Genomic DNA, 12,773 nt, shown 5'->3' with positions numbered 1-12,773 from the left:
CTATACGAGGAGCACGTTTGCCAAGGCGACGGTCATGCCCAGACTGGCCGACTTTTGCTCCGCCCAGTGGTCGGTTTTTGCGCCGCCGTTGACACCCGCCGCGGCCTCGAAGGCCGCATTCGGGCGCGCAAAAGCGCCGGCGGTCTCTGCTACGGCTACGCTGTCGTCCCGGGCGAGGAGCGTGGGGATCGAGAGATCCTGCAAGCCGAAGCAGCCATCATCCGCCGGATCTTCGAGGCCTTTGCATCGGGCAAGTCGCCAAAGGCTATCGCACGGGACCTGAATGCTGACGGCATCCCAGGACCCCGCGGTCGCCTGTGGCGCGACACGGCCATTCGCGGCCATCGCCAGCGTGGCACTGGCATTCTCAACAACGAGCTCTACGTCGGTCGCCTGGTCTGGAACCGGCTCAGCTATGTAAAGGACCCGGCAACCGGAAAACGAATTTCCCGCATCAACCCTCAGGAAGAACGGATCGTCGAAGACACCCCCCACCTTCGCATTGTGGACGATACGTTGTGGGATCGAGTAAAGGCACGGCAGGCCGAGATCGAAGCGACGCCGGCCGTCCAGGGCATCAAGAAGAGCCGTTTCTGGGAGCATCGCCGCCCGGGTCATCTCCTGACGGGACTGCTACGATGCGGCGCCTGCGGTGGAGTGTTTGCGGCGGCCGGTCGGGACTACCTCGCCTGTTCCAATGCGCGCAAACTCGGAACCTGCGATCAGCGCAAAGGCATCCGGCGACAGGTCCTGGAGGACTTCGTTCTCGACCTACTTCGGGAACGTCTGATGCAACCCAAAGCCGTGGAGGCGTTCATCGAAGCCTATCACCGTGAGATCAACAGCGGCCGCGATGCAGAGGAAGCGAAACGTGCAGAACTGGCCCGGCAGCTGAAGCAGGTCAGCGGCAAGCTCGAGGGTTTCTATGATGCCATCGCGGATGGGCTGCGCACGCCTGGTCTGCTGGCCAAGCTAGAAAGCCTCGAAGCCGAAAAGGCCGCCCTGGATGCAAGACTGTCGGAACCGCCGCCATCGCCTGTCAGGTTGCATCCGAACCTTTCAGCGATCTACCGGCAGAAGGTCGAACTGCTCGGCGAGTCCATTCAAGAACCGGGCATCCGCGACGAAGCCCTCGCCCTTCTGCGCGAACTGATCACGGAGGTTCGGATCATCCACGCAACCCCCGGCTGGGAGGTCCAGCTCGACGGAGATATCGAAGCGCTTGTTGTCCTGGGAGCCACCACCGAAACTCGCGATGGCCAACGTTTGGCCAAGGTATCGCTGAGTTCGGTGAAAGTGGTTGCGGGGGTAGGATTTGAACCTACGACCTTCAGGTTATGAGCCTGACGAGCTACCGGGCTGCTCCACCCCGCGACAGGAGGTGACTATCTAGGCCCGGTCTGAATCGGCTGCAAGGGGAAAATGAGGCTGATCGTCAAAAAACTTTCATCTTCTCTTTGATGCAAGTTCGGCGGTGCGTTTGAGGCCTGAAGCAGGGCTGTTCCGACGACACGGGCGAAGCTTGGACCGATACAGTGAACGTGGTAGGCGGTGTCCTTGGTTTGGAGAGTTCGCGATGGATCGTTCTCTGGATTCGATGATTTGCGCCGGCACTTCGGTCAAGACGCGTAACGCTACGGGGTGGCTTTGCGCCCAGGGGCCTGCGCTCCGCAAGATGTCGCTGTTGCAAGCAGAGATTGGTCGCGCCCAGGGGACCGCAGCCCGTCGGTTCGGCGCATCGCTGGCAACGCTCTCACGCCTCCAACGACGCCCTGCCAATCTGGCAAGCCTGTCCGCGCTGCCCGACCAACCGACGACCGCTGGAATCGCGGAGCGGCTCGGTCGTCGTGGGTCGGACAATCGCGGCGAGGGTGACTGGTGAAGGCGCCCGGGAGGCGGAGGCTGCGCTGGCTCATCTGGGGTGCTGGCGCAGTGGTGGTGCTGGGCCTGATGCTGGCAGGCAATACGCTGACCAGGTACCTTGGATGGCTGTCATCGGCCGAGAGCCCGCAAGCCGTATCGGGGATGCTAGCCCCCGAGTATCGCGTGACCTTTCCCGATGGGACGGGGCCCTGGCCGACGGCATTGCTGTTCTCGGGCTGCGACGGGCCGAGGGACAACATGGACCGATGGGCGGAGGCGCTTGCGGCCAGGGGCTGGGCCTCGGTGATCGTCGACAGCCACGGCCCCCGCGGCTATGCGGACGCCCAGATCTGGCGGCTGATCTGCGCTGGCCAGCTGCTCACCGGCGCGGAACGCGCGGGAGATGTGGCGGTCGCGGTCGAGGATGCGCGATCAATGGACGGCGTCGATCCGGACCGCCTTCTGCTGCTCGGGGCATCGCATGGTGGCTGGGCGATTCTCGATATGCTGGCGCTGTTCGATCGCGGGCGGCCGCCGCATGGCCTGTCCCGCTGGCCGCCCTCTTTCGCGGAACAAGGGCTGGACGGGATCGTCGGAGCCGTTCTGTTCTATCCCTATTGCGGCGCCGGCAGCCAGGTGGCGCGCTTCGGCTGGACGACCGATGTCGCGACGCTCTTCCTGCTGGTCGAGGGCGACACCATTGCGAACGAGACCTCCTGCGAAGACCTGGTCGCGCGTATGGCGACGCAGGGCAACGACGTGACGTCGCTGGTTCTGGATGGCGCAACCCACGGCTTCGACCAGGCGGAGAAGAGCGCGTTCAGCCTTCTGCAGTTCTCGCCTGAAGCCACTCTCGCGGCACAGCTGGCCGTCGAACGGTTCGTCGAGCGCGTATCGCCGCGGTGACCCTGCGTTGCTGTCAGGGGCGCTTGAACTGGAACGCCCGCCGCTTCCCGGGATTGGCGCGCAGCCCGAGGATCGTCTCGTCCAGCCGCGCCGCCAGCCCCCAGTCGGCATAGCGCTCGTGCGCCATCTCGAGGTAGCTCAGCAACACCTCGTCCGACAGGTCCGCCGTCCGGGCAGCGCACAGCTCCTCTCGTGTCGGCCTGCGGTGGCACAGGAAGACGAGTGTGTCGCGCGGCACATGTACGAGCGGCGTGAAAAAGGCAGCGAGTCGCTCCATCTGCACCGGCACCCAGGGCTGGCTCCAGTGGAGAAAGTCCTGCTGCACGAGCAGTGACCGCCCCGGCACGAGATGCGGCAGGAACGTTTCCGCCATGCGGTCCATCGTGTCGGCCGCCTTTGAGGCATCCATGACCAGCAGCTCGATCGGATCGCCGCCCCAATCCATTCCGTCAATTTCGCCGCGATGAAACCGGATCCGTTCGCCCCAGGGCGCGAGGAGGTCCTGTGCCAGGGGCAGGATATCCGTGCCCTCGAAGGGGGCGATTCCCTGCGGGTACAAGATCGACCGCTTCACGTCCTCGCCGGCGGTGAAACGGTCGAAGGCATGCACGCGCACATCGTGGCCGGACACATCCAGCCCCTCGGCGAGTCGCGCCGTGGAGCCACCCGCGAAACACCCCAGATCGACGATCTCGCCGGCGCCCTCCGCCCAGAACGCGGTCAGCCAGTAGTACAGACGCTGCTCCTCGCCGCTGAGCATCGTGGGCACGGCGCGCGCCTTTCCAAGCGCCCGATCCATCAGCATCGACCAAGGCCGATCGCTCAGGGCTTGCGTCGCGGGGTCGGAATCGGCGGAAGGGGATGTCGGTGTCTGCATGAAACGGCGTTACCAAAGGCCTTGCATCAAGGCCATGCCGGAGGCGGCACCCCGGCGATCAAGGACGGTCGGTCGGGAAACTGTCGGGCGCTGTGATATGCGCTTGACGCTCCCGGGCGGAATACCTAAGAAACGCAGGCCGTAGGGGTATAGCTCAGCTGGTAGAGCGACGGTCTCCAAAACCGTAGGTCGCGGGTTCGAACCCTGCTGCCCCTGCCACTTCCCACATATCGAAAGCCTTGTCCGCGATTTGGCGGGCTTTGGAAGCACCTGCTGCCATGCGTTTTGACGCGCGGAACGCCTGTCGCGGGCGGCCAACCTGGACCTGGGGAAGCTGAAAGGTCGGAAGGGGCGCACGGCCGGTGCGGCAGCTACAGGCCGTGCATTCCATTCTCGGGTGGCGCAAGGGCAAACGCGCCGAACACAACAGGGCACTCTCGAACGTGTGCCCACCAGAGCAGAAACCAATACCAGCGACAGCCAACTGCCTGTCAAAATCTTTAAAACCCCGGTGGACACAAGCTTCTTTTCCCACTTCCAAGTGGCGGAATGGTGGCAAGCGTTCGGAGAGTTAATGGGAATTCCGAGGCAGTCGCCTCATGCGTGTTCCGGCTCCCGTTGCGGTCGCTTCGCACGGTCTTTTTCCGCGGCGGAACGCACGTCAACGGCGTTGATACCCAAGCCCTTCGGGCCTTTGCGCCGACGCGGTCGCGGAGCGGGCTCCGGCGCCCGCTGGAGAGACTGACGCAACGGCACAATGTCAGACACCGCGGCCGGATCGTCGGTTTTCGCCACGATTTCGTCCGTCTCTTGCGCCGCGAAGACCTTGCGGTCCCCGAATAGACCGGCGCGCGTCACGGTGCGCCCCTCCTTCGCCGCACGGACCCCGTTGCAGATCATCCGCAGCACGGCCCAGACCACGGCCGCCACGACGAAGGCCGGCACAAGCGACATCAGGATCACCCTGGGTGGCGAGCCGGTCGCGGAGGCAATGCCGATGAAGGCGAGCAGGATCAGCACCAGGGGCGAGCGGAGCCAGTTGGCCGCACCGGCTGGCGCGGCGGCCTCGGAAGCGTCTGGCGCGTCTTCGAGCTCCGGCAGCATCGGAACGCGCGCCTCGGTGGCAACGCGGACCTGAGGCGCGCCGAAGTCGTCCAGATCCTCCGGCGCGACTTCGGGCACGACGTTCGCCCGGTGCACCGCGCGGCTCCGGTCGAAATTGGAGATTGCCGCGAACAGCAGAACCATGCTCACCGCGCCCACGACGGCCGTGAGTTGCATCGTCATCGCCGGATCGGCCGCCAGCGCGACCTCGCGCCCCTCGAGGTAGGGGTCGATGAAGATGAAGTCGGGCGCGGGTGTCAGCCCCGCCCCGTCCATGGCGGCGATGGCCAGCTGCCCGAGGTCCGGCGATGCCACCGCGCGCCCGTTGAACTGATAGACGTCGCGCTCGTATCCCTGCGCGATCCGGGTCTGCCACACCTCCTGCGCCGGATTCGACCTGGCGACCCAGCCACGGAAATTCTGTTCTAGAGCCGAGGGAATCAGGATCGCCGCCCGTGCGATGCCGGCGGTCTCGCCATCTGCACCATCGAACAGGACAAACATGAGGCGTTCGCCGCCTCGCCCACCGTCGCCCTTGACCAGGTGGGTGTTGAACACGGGATTGATCCAGCCGAGCACGTTGACCTCGTCGGCGAGGTGGATGTCGCGTTGCTTCTGGAAGTCGGCCAGAGCAACGGGCGCCGGCGCCTGCTGCACCAGCGCGGCCTTCTTTTCCTGCTCCACGCGCACCAGGTCGCTGTGCATCCACACGGCAAACGCGGCGACAATCAGAGACAGCAGCAGATACCCGTGCCAAGGCATCCGAAACGTCCCTCCGAACATGACAACCTCCATTCGCAACAATTCGGTCGATTTGCGCTCATTGGAGATTTGACGGAACATCATGGCACAAAGTGGGCAACGGGCCGGATCCGGAAAGATACCTGTCGAAACCGGCGGATCTTTGCCGGTCGCGTTTTCGGCAGCCGGCTTGAATTCGCTGCCCGGGGCGCGTATGTGCAGCGCTCGAAGCAGATATCGCGACAGCTCGGGAAGACAGATGGCCAACCCCCTCCAGTTCATGCAGCAGGTGCGCACCGAAGTCGGCAAGGTCGTCTGGCCGACCCGTCGGGAAGTCCTCCTGACCACCATGATGGTCTTTGCCCTGGCAACGCTGACCGCGATCTTCTTCTTCGTGGTCGACCTTCTGATCCGCACCGGCCTGACACAGGTGCTCCGGTTCTTCGGCTGAACCAGGCAGGCCGACCAGGAACCGGGCGGTCGATCCGCCCTTGAAAACGGACAGTCCCGGCGCTAAAGCAGCCGAACTCTCCCCAGCAGGCGTGCATCGATTCGGGTCGCACGCCGCTTTTCTTTTGGGATGGGCCATCCCGATGGTCCGGGGACAGAGACAACAGGAATTCGCCTGAGCCAGCGGGCCCGGGCACGAAGCAAGGACAAGGCACGGCATGGCGAAGCGTTGGTATTCGGTTAGCGTCCTCTCGAACTTCGAGAAGAAGATCGCCGAACAGATCCGTCACGACGTGGCCCAGGCCGGCCTCGAGGAAGAGATCGACGAGGTGCTGGTGCCGACCGAAGAGGTCATCGAGGTGCGCCGCGGCAAGAAGGTGACGGCCGAGCGCCGCTTCATGCCGGGCTACGTGCTGGTGCACATGGAGATGACCGACCGCGGCTACCACCTGATCAACTCGATCAACCGGGTCACCGGATTCCTCGGCCCGCAGGGCAAGCCGATGCCGATGCGCGATGCCGAGGTGAACCAGATCCTCAACCGAGTAGAGGAAGGCGTCGAGGCGCCGCGTTCGCTGATCACCTACGAGGTCGGCGAGCAGGTCAACGTGACCGACGGCCCGTTCGAGGGCTTCTCGGGCATGGTCGAGGACGTGGACGACGACAATCAGCGCCTGAAGGTGACGGTGTCGATCTTCGGCCGGGCGACCCCGGTCGAGCTGGAATTCACTCAGGTCTCCAAGGAAACCTGAGCGACCGGTGCGTGGCAGCACGCACCATGCGGCGGCAACGCCGTTCGTTCGTGGGGGGCGAGGACGCGCGCGTCCGGACCACACCACGCTAACCAGTGAGGCGCGACGCGTCGTGTCTCGGTAGGGTGCGCAACCTGCGCACCGATGAAGAAGGAGAGGCCAGATGGCCAAGAAACTCGCCGGCAAGATGAAATTGCAGGTGCCTGCCGGTCAGGCAAACCCGTCCCCGCCCGTGGGCCCCGCCCTCGGTCAGCGCGGCATCAACATCATGGAATTCTGCAAGGCGTTCAACGCCAAGACGCAGGACATGGATCCGGGCGCGCCCTGCCCGACCGTCATCACCTACTATCAGGACAAGTCCTTCACGATGGACATCAAGACGCCGCCGGCGTCGTACTTCCTGAAGAAGGCCGCGAAGCTGAAGTCGGGCGCCAACAACCCCGGCAAGCAGACCGCAGGGACCGTCACCGTGGCTCAGGTCAAGGAAATTGCCGAAGCCAAGATGAAGGACCTCAACGCCAACGACGTCGACGCTGCAATGCAGATCATCCTGGGCTCCGCCCGGTCGATGGGTATCGAGGTGAAAGGGTAAGTCATGGCCAAGCTTGGAAAACGCACCCGCGCCGCCCGTGAAGCATTCGCCGGCAAGGAAGACGTCAGCGTCGAGGAAGCCGTTGCGCTCGTGAAGGGCAACGCCAAGGCGAAGTTCGACGAGACCGTCGAGATCGCGATGAACCTGGGCGTCGACACCCGCCACGCCGACCAGATGGTCCGCGGCACCGTCGTTCTGCCGAACGGCACCGGCAAGAGCGTTCGCGTCGCCGTGTTCGCCCGTGGCGACAAGGCCGATGAAGCCAAGGCCGCCGGCGCCGACATCGTGGGCGCCGAAGACCTGATGGAAACCATCCAGGGCGGCACCATCGAGTTCGATCGCTGCATCGCGACCCCGGACATGATGCCGATCGTCGGCCGCCTGGGTAAGATCCTCGGCCCGCGCAACCTGATGCCGAACCCGAAGGTCGGCACCGTGACCCCCGACGTGGCAGCCGCCGTGCAGGCCGCCAAGGGCGGTGAGGTGCAGTTCCGCGCCGAAAAGGGTGGCGTGGTTCACGCCGGCGTCGGCAAGGCCTCCTTCGACGAGGCCAAGCTGGTCGAGAACGTCCGCGCTTTCTGCGACGCTGTGGCCAAGGCCAAGCCGTCGGGCGCCAAGGGCACCTACATGCAGAAGGTCTCGCTGAGCTCCACCATGGGCCCGGGCGTCACCATCGACGTGGCTTCCACCACCGCCCAGGCCTGATCAACGGCCTGAAGGAATTCGGAAAGGGCGCCTTCGGGCGCCCCTTCTCGTTGGGGCCTCAGGTTTCGACCAGATCGTAATGGTGGATGGTCCGCGATTCGACGATTTCCGCCTCGGCCGGATCGACATGCGCGGAGCGGTAATCCTCGCCCACGAAGGCCTTCAGCGCCGCGAGATCGCGCCAGACCATGACGAAACTGAACTCGCGCGGGCTTTCGGGGCGCGCCGCGCCGGGAAGAACGGTCAGGCAGCCGTCGGTCGATTTCATCAGCGGAATGGCCGTCTCGTGAAAGAAGCGGCTGAACTCCGCCTCCTTCCCCGGGCGCGTGACGACCTGAAAGATGCGCATGATCATGCAGGAGCCTCCCTTTTTGCAGGGTTTCCGCCGCATGACCGCCCCGCGCGGCGTCTCCGGCCGCGCGGGGCAATGTTACCATATCCGGGACCGCCTCAGCCCTCGGTCGGGCCGCCGGCCTCTTTCCAGGCGTTGAACCCGCCGACGTTCGACACGTGCTTGTAGCCCATGTCGAGCAGGGTCTTGCCGGTCAGGGCCGCCTGACCACCGGCCCCGCAGACCAGCACGATATCGGCGTCGTAGTGCAGCCGGGTCTCGTGGAACGGGGTGTTCGGGTCGGCGGCGAACTCGATCATGCCGCGCGGAACGCGCACGGCCCCGGCAATCGTGCCCGAATGCGCGATGTCGGAGGAATCCCGTACGTCGAGGAAGACGGACTTGCCTTCCGCATGGCGCGAGATCCCCTCTTCCGGCGTGATCTTCGGCACAACCGCATGTGCCTCTTCGAGGTAGTCGTTGGCGCTCTTCATGGCCCGTCCTTTCGCTGTTTCCAGCCCGTAAACTGGGCATGCGCGAGCGATCCGTCAACGCGGCTTTCCGCTGCCGCCGCTCACGACGCTTTGATCGGCCCCGGCGCTCCGGTATGGAGGGGGAAACAGAACCAAGACCGGGCGGAGCAGTCCCATGCAGATTTCCAGACGCACCATTTCCCTCAGCCTTCTCGCAACCTTCGTGTCGGCCTGTTCGGGCGGCGGGGTCTCCAGCAGCCGCGACACGTCCTCCAGCATGCCCGCGGTGCCAAACCCGGCATTCGATAGCTGGGTGGCGGGCTTCAGGCAGCGCGCGGCCGCGGGCGGGATATCTCAGGCGACGCTCGACCAGGCGTTCCGCAATGTCGGCTACCTGCCCGGCGTGATCGAGCGCGACCGCAACCAGACCGAGTTCACCCGCACCCTCGAGGATTACATGGCGATCGCCGCCTCCGACGAGCGGGTCAGCATGGGCAAGACGGCGCTGCGTCAGCACGGAAGCACCCTCGCGGCGATCGAATCGCGTTACGGGGTAGAGCGGCAGGTGGTGACCGCGATCTGGGGGCTCGAGAGCCGCTACGGCACCCGTCGGGGCGATATCCCGACCATCTCGGCGCTTTCGACCCTGGCCTACGACGGCCGCCGCGGTGCTTTCATGGAGAAGCAGCTGATGGCGGCGCTGCGGATTCTCCAGCGCGGCGATATCTCCGCCGACCGGATGGTCGGCAGCTGGGCCGGCGCCATGGGCCACACGCAGTTCATCCCGACTTCCTTCGAGGCCTTCGCGGTGGACTTCACCGGCGACGGGCGGCGGGACATCTGGTCGGACAATCCCGCCGACGCGCTCGCCTCGACCGCCGCCTACCTGCAGCGCAACGGCTGGCAAACGGGGCAACCTTGGGGCATGGAAGTGCGCCTGCCGGCCGGGTTCAGCACCGGCCTCGCCGGGCGCGGCAACGCCCGCAGCGCCGCCAGCTGGGCCGGCATGGGCGTGACCGACACCCGCGGCCGCCCGGTGCCGAACCACGGCAGCGCCTCGATCCTGATGCCCGACGGCGCCGCCGGACCCGCCTTCATCGTCTACCGGAACTTCAGCGTGATCCTGCGCTACAACAACGCCGAGAGCTATGCCCTTGGCGTGGGGCACCTGTCCGACCGCATCCTCGGCGGCGCGCCGATCCAGGCCGCCTTCCCGCCCGATGCGCAGGGCATGACGATCGACGACCGCAAGGAGCTGCAACGGCTGCTGACCGCCAAGGGCTTCGACACCCAGGGTACCGACGGCGTGATCGGCTCCAACACCGAGGCCGCGATCTCCGCATACCAGCGCAGCGTGGGGCTCCCGGTCACCGGCCAGCCCTCGATGGACCTTCTGCGGCGGCTGCGCTGACAGGGGAAGGCGCTCACGGCAAGTTGCACGCGGGCCGGCTCGACCGGGCCGCGGAGCTCTGGCAGGGTCGGGCCATGCGACCGTGGCGCCTGATATCCTTGCTCCTCCTCGTGCTGTGCCTGCTGCCGTGGGGCGCCTATAGCGGCGCGCACGCGGCCGGCGCGACAGCATTGCAGGAGCTGATGCCCGCCCCGACGGTCGACCCGACCCCGGAACGGGCATCGCCACCACCGCACGAATGCCGGATCGCCACGCTGCCCGGCGCCACCTGCGGACCGGACCTCGCCCTGGTGGCGGCCCTGACCAAGTGGCCCGCCACCGCTGGTGCGGCGCCCCTGCGACCGGCGCCCGGAACCCTGCGGCGCGGACTGCATCCGCCCGGTCTCCTCGATCCGCCCAGAGACGTCTGATCGCTGTTTCGTCCCTGGCGCCCGATCAACGAAGAATGGACCAATCCAATGTCAATGAACCGACGCAGCTTCCTGGCTGCCGGCGCCGCGGCCTCGCTCGCGGCCTGCACGCAACCGACCTCGGAGGTCGTCTCCCGCCAGCCCTCCCCGGTTTCGGAGCCCATCCCGCCGCTTCCGGCGTTTTACGGCGCGGTGGAGGGCGAGCCCTATCCCGTGCCCGCCGTGCCCGAAGGGATCGTCCCGCAGCGGCTCTGGCGGCAGGAGGTGGACAACCCCTACCCGCAGGAGCCCGAGGGCACGATCGTCGTGGACCCGGACGCGGGCTACCTGCACCTCGTGCTCTCACCGGAACGCGCCCTGCGCTACGGCGCCGGCACCGGCGCGGCCGCCTTCTCCTGGAGCGGCATCGCACGGTTGCAATATGCGCGGGAATGGCCCCGCTGGAAGGTCCCAGAGTCGATGGCCGAGCGCCGCCCCGAACTCGAACCCTACACCGTGGCCAACGGCGGCATGGATCCCGGGCCCGGCAACCCGCTGGGCGCGCGGGCGCTCTACCTGTTCCAGAACGGCCAGGACACGCTCTACCGCATTCACGGCGCCTGCGAACCCGAACACCTCGGCAAGGCGGTGTCCTCGGGCTGCATCCGCCTGCTGGACCAGGACGCGATCGACCTCTACAATCGTGCGAAGCACGGCACGCGGGTCTGGGTTCTTCCCTCCATGAAGCCCCAGAGGCTGGGCGCGCTCTATTGAGTGCGCGGCTTCCGGCCCGCGGCGGAACTTCCGCCCTTGGCAAGCGCCGTGTTTCCGACTAATTAAGCCTCTCGCTGATCAGCGTGCGATTCGTCGTGCGCTGATTTGCGTTTCGTCCAAGACGGTGGGTGGCACCCGTGCCTTAATACCCTGCCCGAGACGGGATACGACAAGATTGGCCAGAGGGTTTTCCTCGGGCGGTTTGGCGCAGACCCGTAAACGGACCTGAACGCCGGAGAAATCCGGCAAACATGAGCCGGGGGGTCAAAAGCCTCCCATACTTGGAGTGAAACTGTGGATAGAGCCCAGAAAGAGAAAGTGGTCGACGAACTCGGCCAGATCTTCGAAAGCTCTGGCGTCGTGGTGGTTGCCCGCTACGAAGGTCTCACGGTTGCCGAAATGCAGGATCTTCGTGCTCGCGCCCGCGACGCCGAAGCATCCGTTCGCGTCGCCAAGAACAGGCTCGCCAAGATCGCCCTCGACGGAAAGCCCTGCGCAAGCATCGGCGAGTATCTGACGGGCATGACCGTTCTCACCTTCTCGGAAGACCCCGTGGCTGCGGCCAAGGTTGCCGAGGACTTCGCCAAGGACAACTCGAAGTTCGAGATCCTCGGCGGTGCCATGGGAGAGAACGCCCTGGACCGTGCTGGTGTCACGGCCGTGTCGAAAATGCCGTCGCGCGAGGAGCTCATTGCCTCCATCGTCGGCTGCATCGGCGCGCCTGCATCCAACATTGCCGGGGCCATTGGCGCACCTGCTTCGAACATCGCGAGCATTCTCAGCACCATCGAGGAGCGCGGCGAAGCCGCCTGATCGCGAGACCTTCGTGGGGTTGCATTCCTCGCGTTGGAACACATCTAGGAAAACGGAAACAGTACAATGGCTGATCTGAAGAAACTTGCTGAAGAGATCGTGGGTCTGACCCTTCTCGAAGCCCAGGAACTGAAAACCATCCTCAAGGACGAGTACGGCATCGAGCCCGCCGCTGGCGGCGCTGTGATGATGGCCGGCCCGGCTGGCGACGCCGGTGGCGCTGCCGAGGAAGAGAAGACCGAATTCGACGTGATCCTGAAGTCCGCTGGCGACAAGAAGATCAACGTCATCAAGGAAGTCCGCGCCATCACCGGTCTTGGCCTGAAAGAAGCCAAGGAACTGGTCGAAGCTGGTGGCAAGGCCGTCAAGGAGCAGGTCTCCAAGGACGAAGCCGAGGACATCAAGAAGAAGCTCGAAGAGGCTGGCGCCGAAGTCGAGCTCAAGTAATCGGAATGTGATTCCGGTTGCGGGCCGGGTCCGGTTAATCCGGGCCCGGCCGAACCTGTCTTGGAGAGGCCCCGCGGCCAGCCCTCGGGGCCTCTCCAAGGCGCGGTTCAACAGGTTCGGGAGTTGCCGGTGGGACGGCAGCGGG

The 12,773-nt window shown here is 65.5% G+C and carries 15 protein-coding genes and 2 tRNA genes; 12 read left to right on the top strand and 5 right to left on the bottom strand.

Annotated elements, in window-relative coordinates; genetic code table 11:
* The first annotated feature begins 66 nt into the window (after nucleotides 1-66).
* Nucleotides 67-1,341, top strand: coding sequence for a recombinase family protein (locus CHB86_RS22980; RefSeq protein WP_245838313.1), 1,275 nt, complete (start codon nucleotides 67-69; stop codon nucleotides 1,339-1,341).
* On the opposite strand, the gene CHB86_RS22975 is transcribed toward CHB86_RS22980, so the two are convergent.
* Nucleotides 1,298-1,374, bottom strand: a tRNA-Met gene (locus CHB86_RS22975). The genes CHB86_RS22980 and CHB86_RS22975 overlap by 44 nt on opposite strands.
* 504 nt (nucleotides 1,375-1,878) lie before the next feature.
* Between CHB86_RS22975 and CHB86_RS22970 the strand changes: the two genes are divergently transcribed.
* Nucleotides 1,879-2,769, top strand: a complete 891-nt coding sequence (locus CHB86_RS22970; RefSeq protein ID WP_141134974.1) for a dienelactone hydrolase family protein — start codon at nucleotides 1,879-1,881, stop codon at nucleotides 2,767-2,769.
* 13 nt (nucleotides 2,770-2,782) lie between these two features.
* Here CHB86_RS22970 and CHB86_RS22965 read toward each other — a convergent pair whose 3' ends face one another.
* The gene (locus tag CHB86_RS22965) at nucleotides 2,783-3,646 is read right to left on the bottom strand and encodes a class I SAM-dependent methyltransferase (protein WP_141134973.1); all 864 of its coding nucleotides are present in this window, start codon (nucleotides 3,644-3,646) and stop codon (nucleotides 2,783-2,785) included.
* Between the two features lie 143 nt (nucleotides 3,647-3,789).
* Here CHB86_RS22965 and CHB86_RS22960 point away from each other — a divergent pair.
* Nucleotides 3,790-3,865: transfer RNA gene (locus tag CHB86_RS22960), tRNA-Trp, on the top strand.
* Nucleotides 3,866-4,243: 378 nt separating this feature from the next.
* Here CHB86_RS22960 and CHB86_RS22955 read toward each other — a convergent pair.
* A complete protein-coding gene (locus CHB86_RS22955; protein ID WP_141134972.1) occupies nucleotides 4,244-5,758 on the bottom strand; it encodes a hypothetical protein in 1,515 nt (504 codons plus the stop codon).
* On the opposite strand from CHB86_RS22955, the gene secE reads away from it, so the two are divergent.
* The 4 genes from secE (at nucleotide 5,751) to rplA (ending at nucleotide 7,990) form a co-directional block, all read left to right on the top strand.
* Nucleotides 5,751-5,942, top strand: a complete 192-nt coding sequence (gene secE, locus CHB86_RS22950; protein WP_089235455.1) for a preprotein translocase subunit SecE — start codon at nucleotides 5,751-5,753, stop codon at nucleotides 5,940-5,942. The two genes, CHB86_RS22955 and secE, sit on opposite strands and share 8 nt — an antisense overlap.
* A gap of 217 nt (nucleotides 5,943-6,159) precedes the next feature.
* Nucleotides 6,160-6,693 carry a transcription termination/antitermination protein NusG gene (nusG, locus tag CHB86_RS22945; RefSeq protein WP_089235454.1) on the top strand — a complete coding sequence of 178 codons (534 nt, stop codon included), beginning with the start codon at nucleotides 6,160-6,162 and terminating at the stop codon, nucleotides 6,691-6,693.
* Between the two features lie 163 nt (nucleotides 6,694-6,856).
* Complete coding sequence (rplK, locus tag CHB86_RS22940) at nucleotides 6,857-7,285, top strand: 50S ribosomal protein L11 (RefSeq protein ID WP_089235453.1); 429 nt, start codon at nucleotides 6,857-6,859, stop codon at nucleotides 7,283-7,285.
* 3 nt (nucleotides 7,286-7,288) lie between these two features.
* Nucleotides 7,289-7,990 (top strand): 50S ribosomal protein L1, encoded by a 702-nt coding sequence (rplA, locus tag CHB86_RS22935; protein WP_089235452.1) that lies wholly within the window; start codon nucleotides 7,289-7,291, stop codon nucleotides 7,988-7,990.
* A 58-nt stretch (nucleotides 7,991-8,048) separates the two neighbouring features.
* Here rplA and CHB86_RS22930 read toward each other — a convergent pair whose 3' ends face one another.
* Both CHB86_RS22930 and CHB86_RS22925 read right to left on the bottom strand, forming a co-directional pair.
* Nucleotides 8,049-8,345: an antibiotic biosynthesis monooxygenase family protein gene (locus tag CHB86_RS22930; protein ID WP_089235451.1), complete on the bottom strand. Its 297-nt coding sequence runs from the start codon at nucleotides 8,343-8,345 to the stop codon at nucleotides 8,049-8,051.
* A gap of 95 nt (nucleotides 8,346-8,440) precedes the next feature.
* Complete coding sequence (locus CHB86_RS22925; RefSeq protein ID WP_089235450.1) at nucleotides 8,441-8,815, bottom strand: rhodanese-like domain-containing protein; 375 nt, start codon at nucleotides 8,813-8,815, stop codon at nucleotides 8,441-8,443.
* Between the two features lie 154 nt (nucleotides 8,816-8,969).
* Between CHB86_RS22925 and CHB86_RS22920 the strand changes: the two genes are divergently transcribed.
* From CHB86_RS22920 to rplL, 5 genes are all read left to right on the top strand, one after another.
* A complete protein-coding gene (locus CHB86_RS22920) occupies nucleotides 8,970-10,205 on the top strand; it encodes a lytic murein transglycosylase (protein ID WP_089235449.1) in 1,236 nt (411 codons plus the stop codon).
* 74 nt (nucleotides 10,206-10,279) lie between these two features.
* Nucleotides 10,280-10,615, top strand: coding sequence for a hypothetical protein (locus tag CHB86_RS22915; RefSeq protein ID WP_176442994.1), 336 nt, complete (start codon nucleotides 10,280-10,282; stop codon nucleotides 10,613-10,615).
* A 48-nt stretch (nucleotides 10,616-10,663) separates the two neighbouring features.
* On the top strand, nucleotides 10,664-11,368 hold the full coding sequence (locus tag CHB86_RS22910; RefSeq protein ID WP_245838307.1) for a L,D-transpeptidase: 705 nt from the start codon (nucleotides 10,664-10,666) through the stop codon (nucleotides 11,366-11,368).
* Between the two features lie 294 nt (nucleotides 11,369-11,662).
* Complete coding sequence (gene rplJ / locus CHB86_RS22905) at nucleotides 11,663-12,181, top strand: 50S ribosomal protein L10 (RefSeq protein WP_089235446.1); 519 nt, start codon at nucleotides 11,663-11,665, stop codon at nucleotides 12,179-12,181.
* A gap of 66 nt (nucleotides 12,182-12,247) precedes the next feature.
* Nucleotides 12,248-12,628, top strand: a complete 381-nt coding sequence (gene rplL / locus CHB86_RS22900) for a 50S ribosomal protein L7/L12 (RefSeq protein ID WP_089235445.1) — start codon at nucleotides 12,248-12,250, stop codon at nucleotides 12,626-12,628.
* The last annotated feature ends 145 nt before the right edge of the window (nucleotides 12,629-12,773 follow it).

This window comes from Tropicimonas sediminicola (assembly GCF_900188335.1).
Classification (GTDB): Bacteria; Pseudomonadota; Alphaproteobacteria; order Rhodobacterales; family Rhodobacteraceae; genus Tropicimonas; species Tropicimonas sediminicola.
The sequence above is the reverse complement of the archived record's forward strand: the minus strand, read 5'-3'. Positions and strand labels throughout refer to the sequence as shown.

Coding starts and splice junctions, on each gene's coding strand:
- CHB86_RS22910 (WP_245838307.1), top strand. CDS start 10,664: ATGTCAATGAACCGACGCAGCTTCCTGGCTGCCGGCGCCGCGGCCTCG.
- rplA (WP_089235452.1), top strand. CDS start 7,289: ATGGCCAAGCTTGGAAAACGCACCCGCGCCGCCCGTGAAGCATTCGCC.
- nusG (WP_089235454.1), top strand. CDS start 6,160: ATGGCGAAGCGTTGGTATTCGGTTAGCGTCCTCTCGAACTTCGAGAAG.
- CHB86_RS22965 (WP_141134973.1), bottom strand. CDS start 3,646: ATGCAGACACCGACATCCCCTTCCGCCGATTCCGACCCCGCGACGCAA.
- secE (WP_089235455.1), top strand. CDS start 5,751: ATGGCCAACCCCCTCCAGTTCATGCAGCAGGTGCGCACCGAAGTCGGC.
- CHB86_RS22930 (WP_089235451.1), bottom strand. CDS start 8,345: ATGATCATGCGCATCTTTCAGGTCGTCACGCGCCCGGGGAAGGAGGCG.
- rplK (WP_089235453.1), top strand. CDS start 6,857: ATGGCCAAGAAACTCGCCGGCAAGATGAAATTGCAGGTGCCTGCCGGT.
- CHB86_RS22925 (WP_089235450.1), bottom strand. CDS start 8,815: ATGAAGAGCGCCAACGACTACCTCGAAGAGGCACATGCGGTTGTGCCG.
- rplL (WP_089235445.1), top strand. CDS start 12,248: ATGGCTGATCTGAAGAAACTTGCTGAAGAGATCGTGGGTCTGACCCTT.
- CHB86_RS22915 (WP_176442994.1), top strand. CDS start 10,280: ATGCGACCGTGGCGCCTGATATCCTTGCTCCTCCTCGTGCTGTGCCTG.
- CHB86_RS22920 (WP_089235449.1), top strand. CDS start 8,970: ATGCAGATTTCCAGACGCACCATTTCCCTCAGCCTTCTCGCAACCTTC.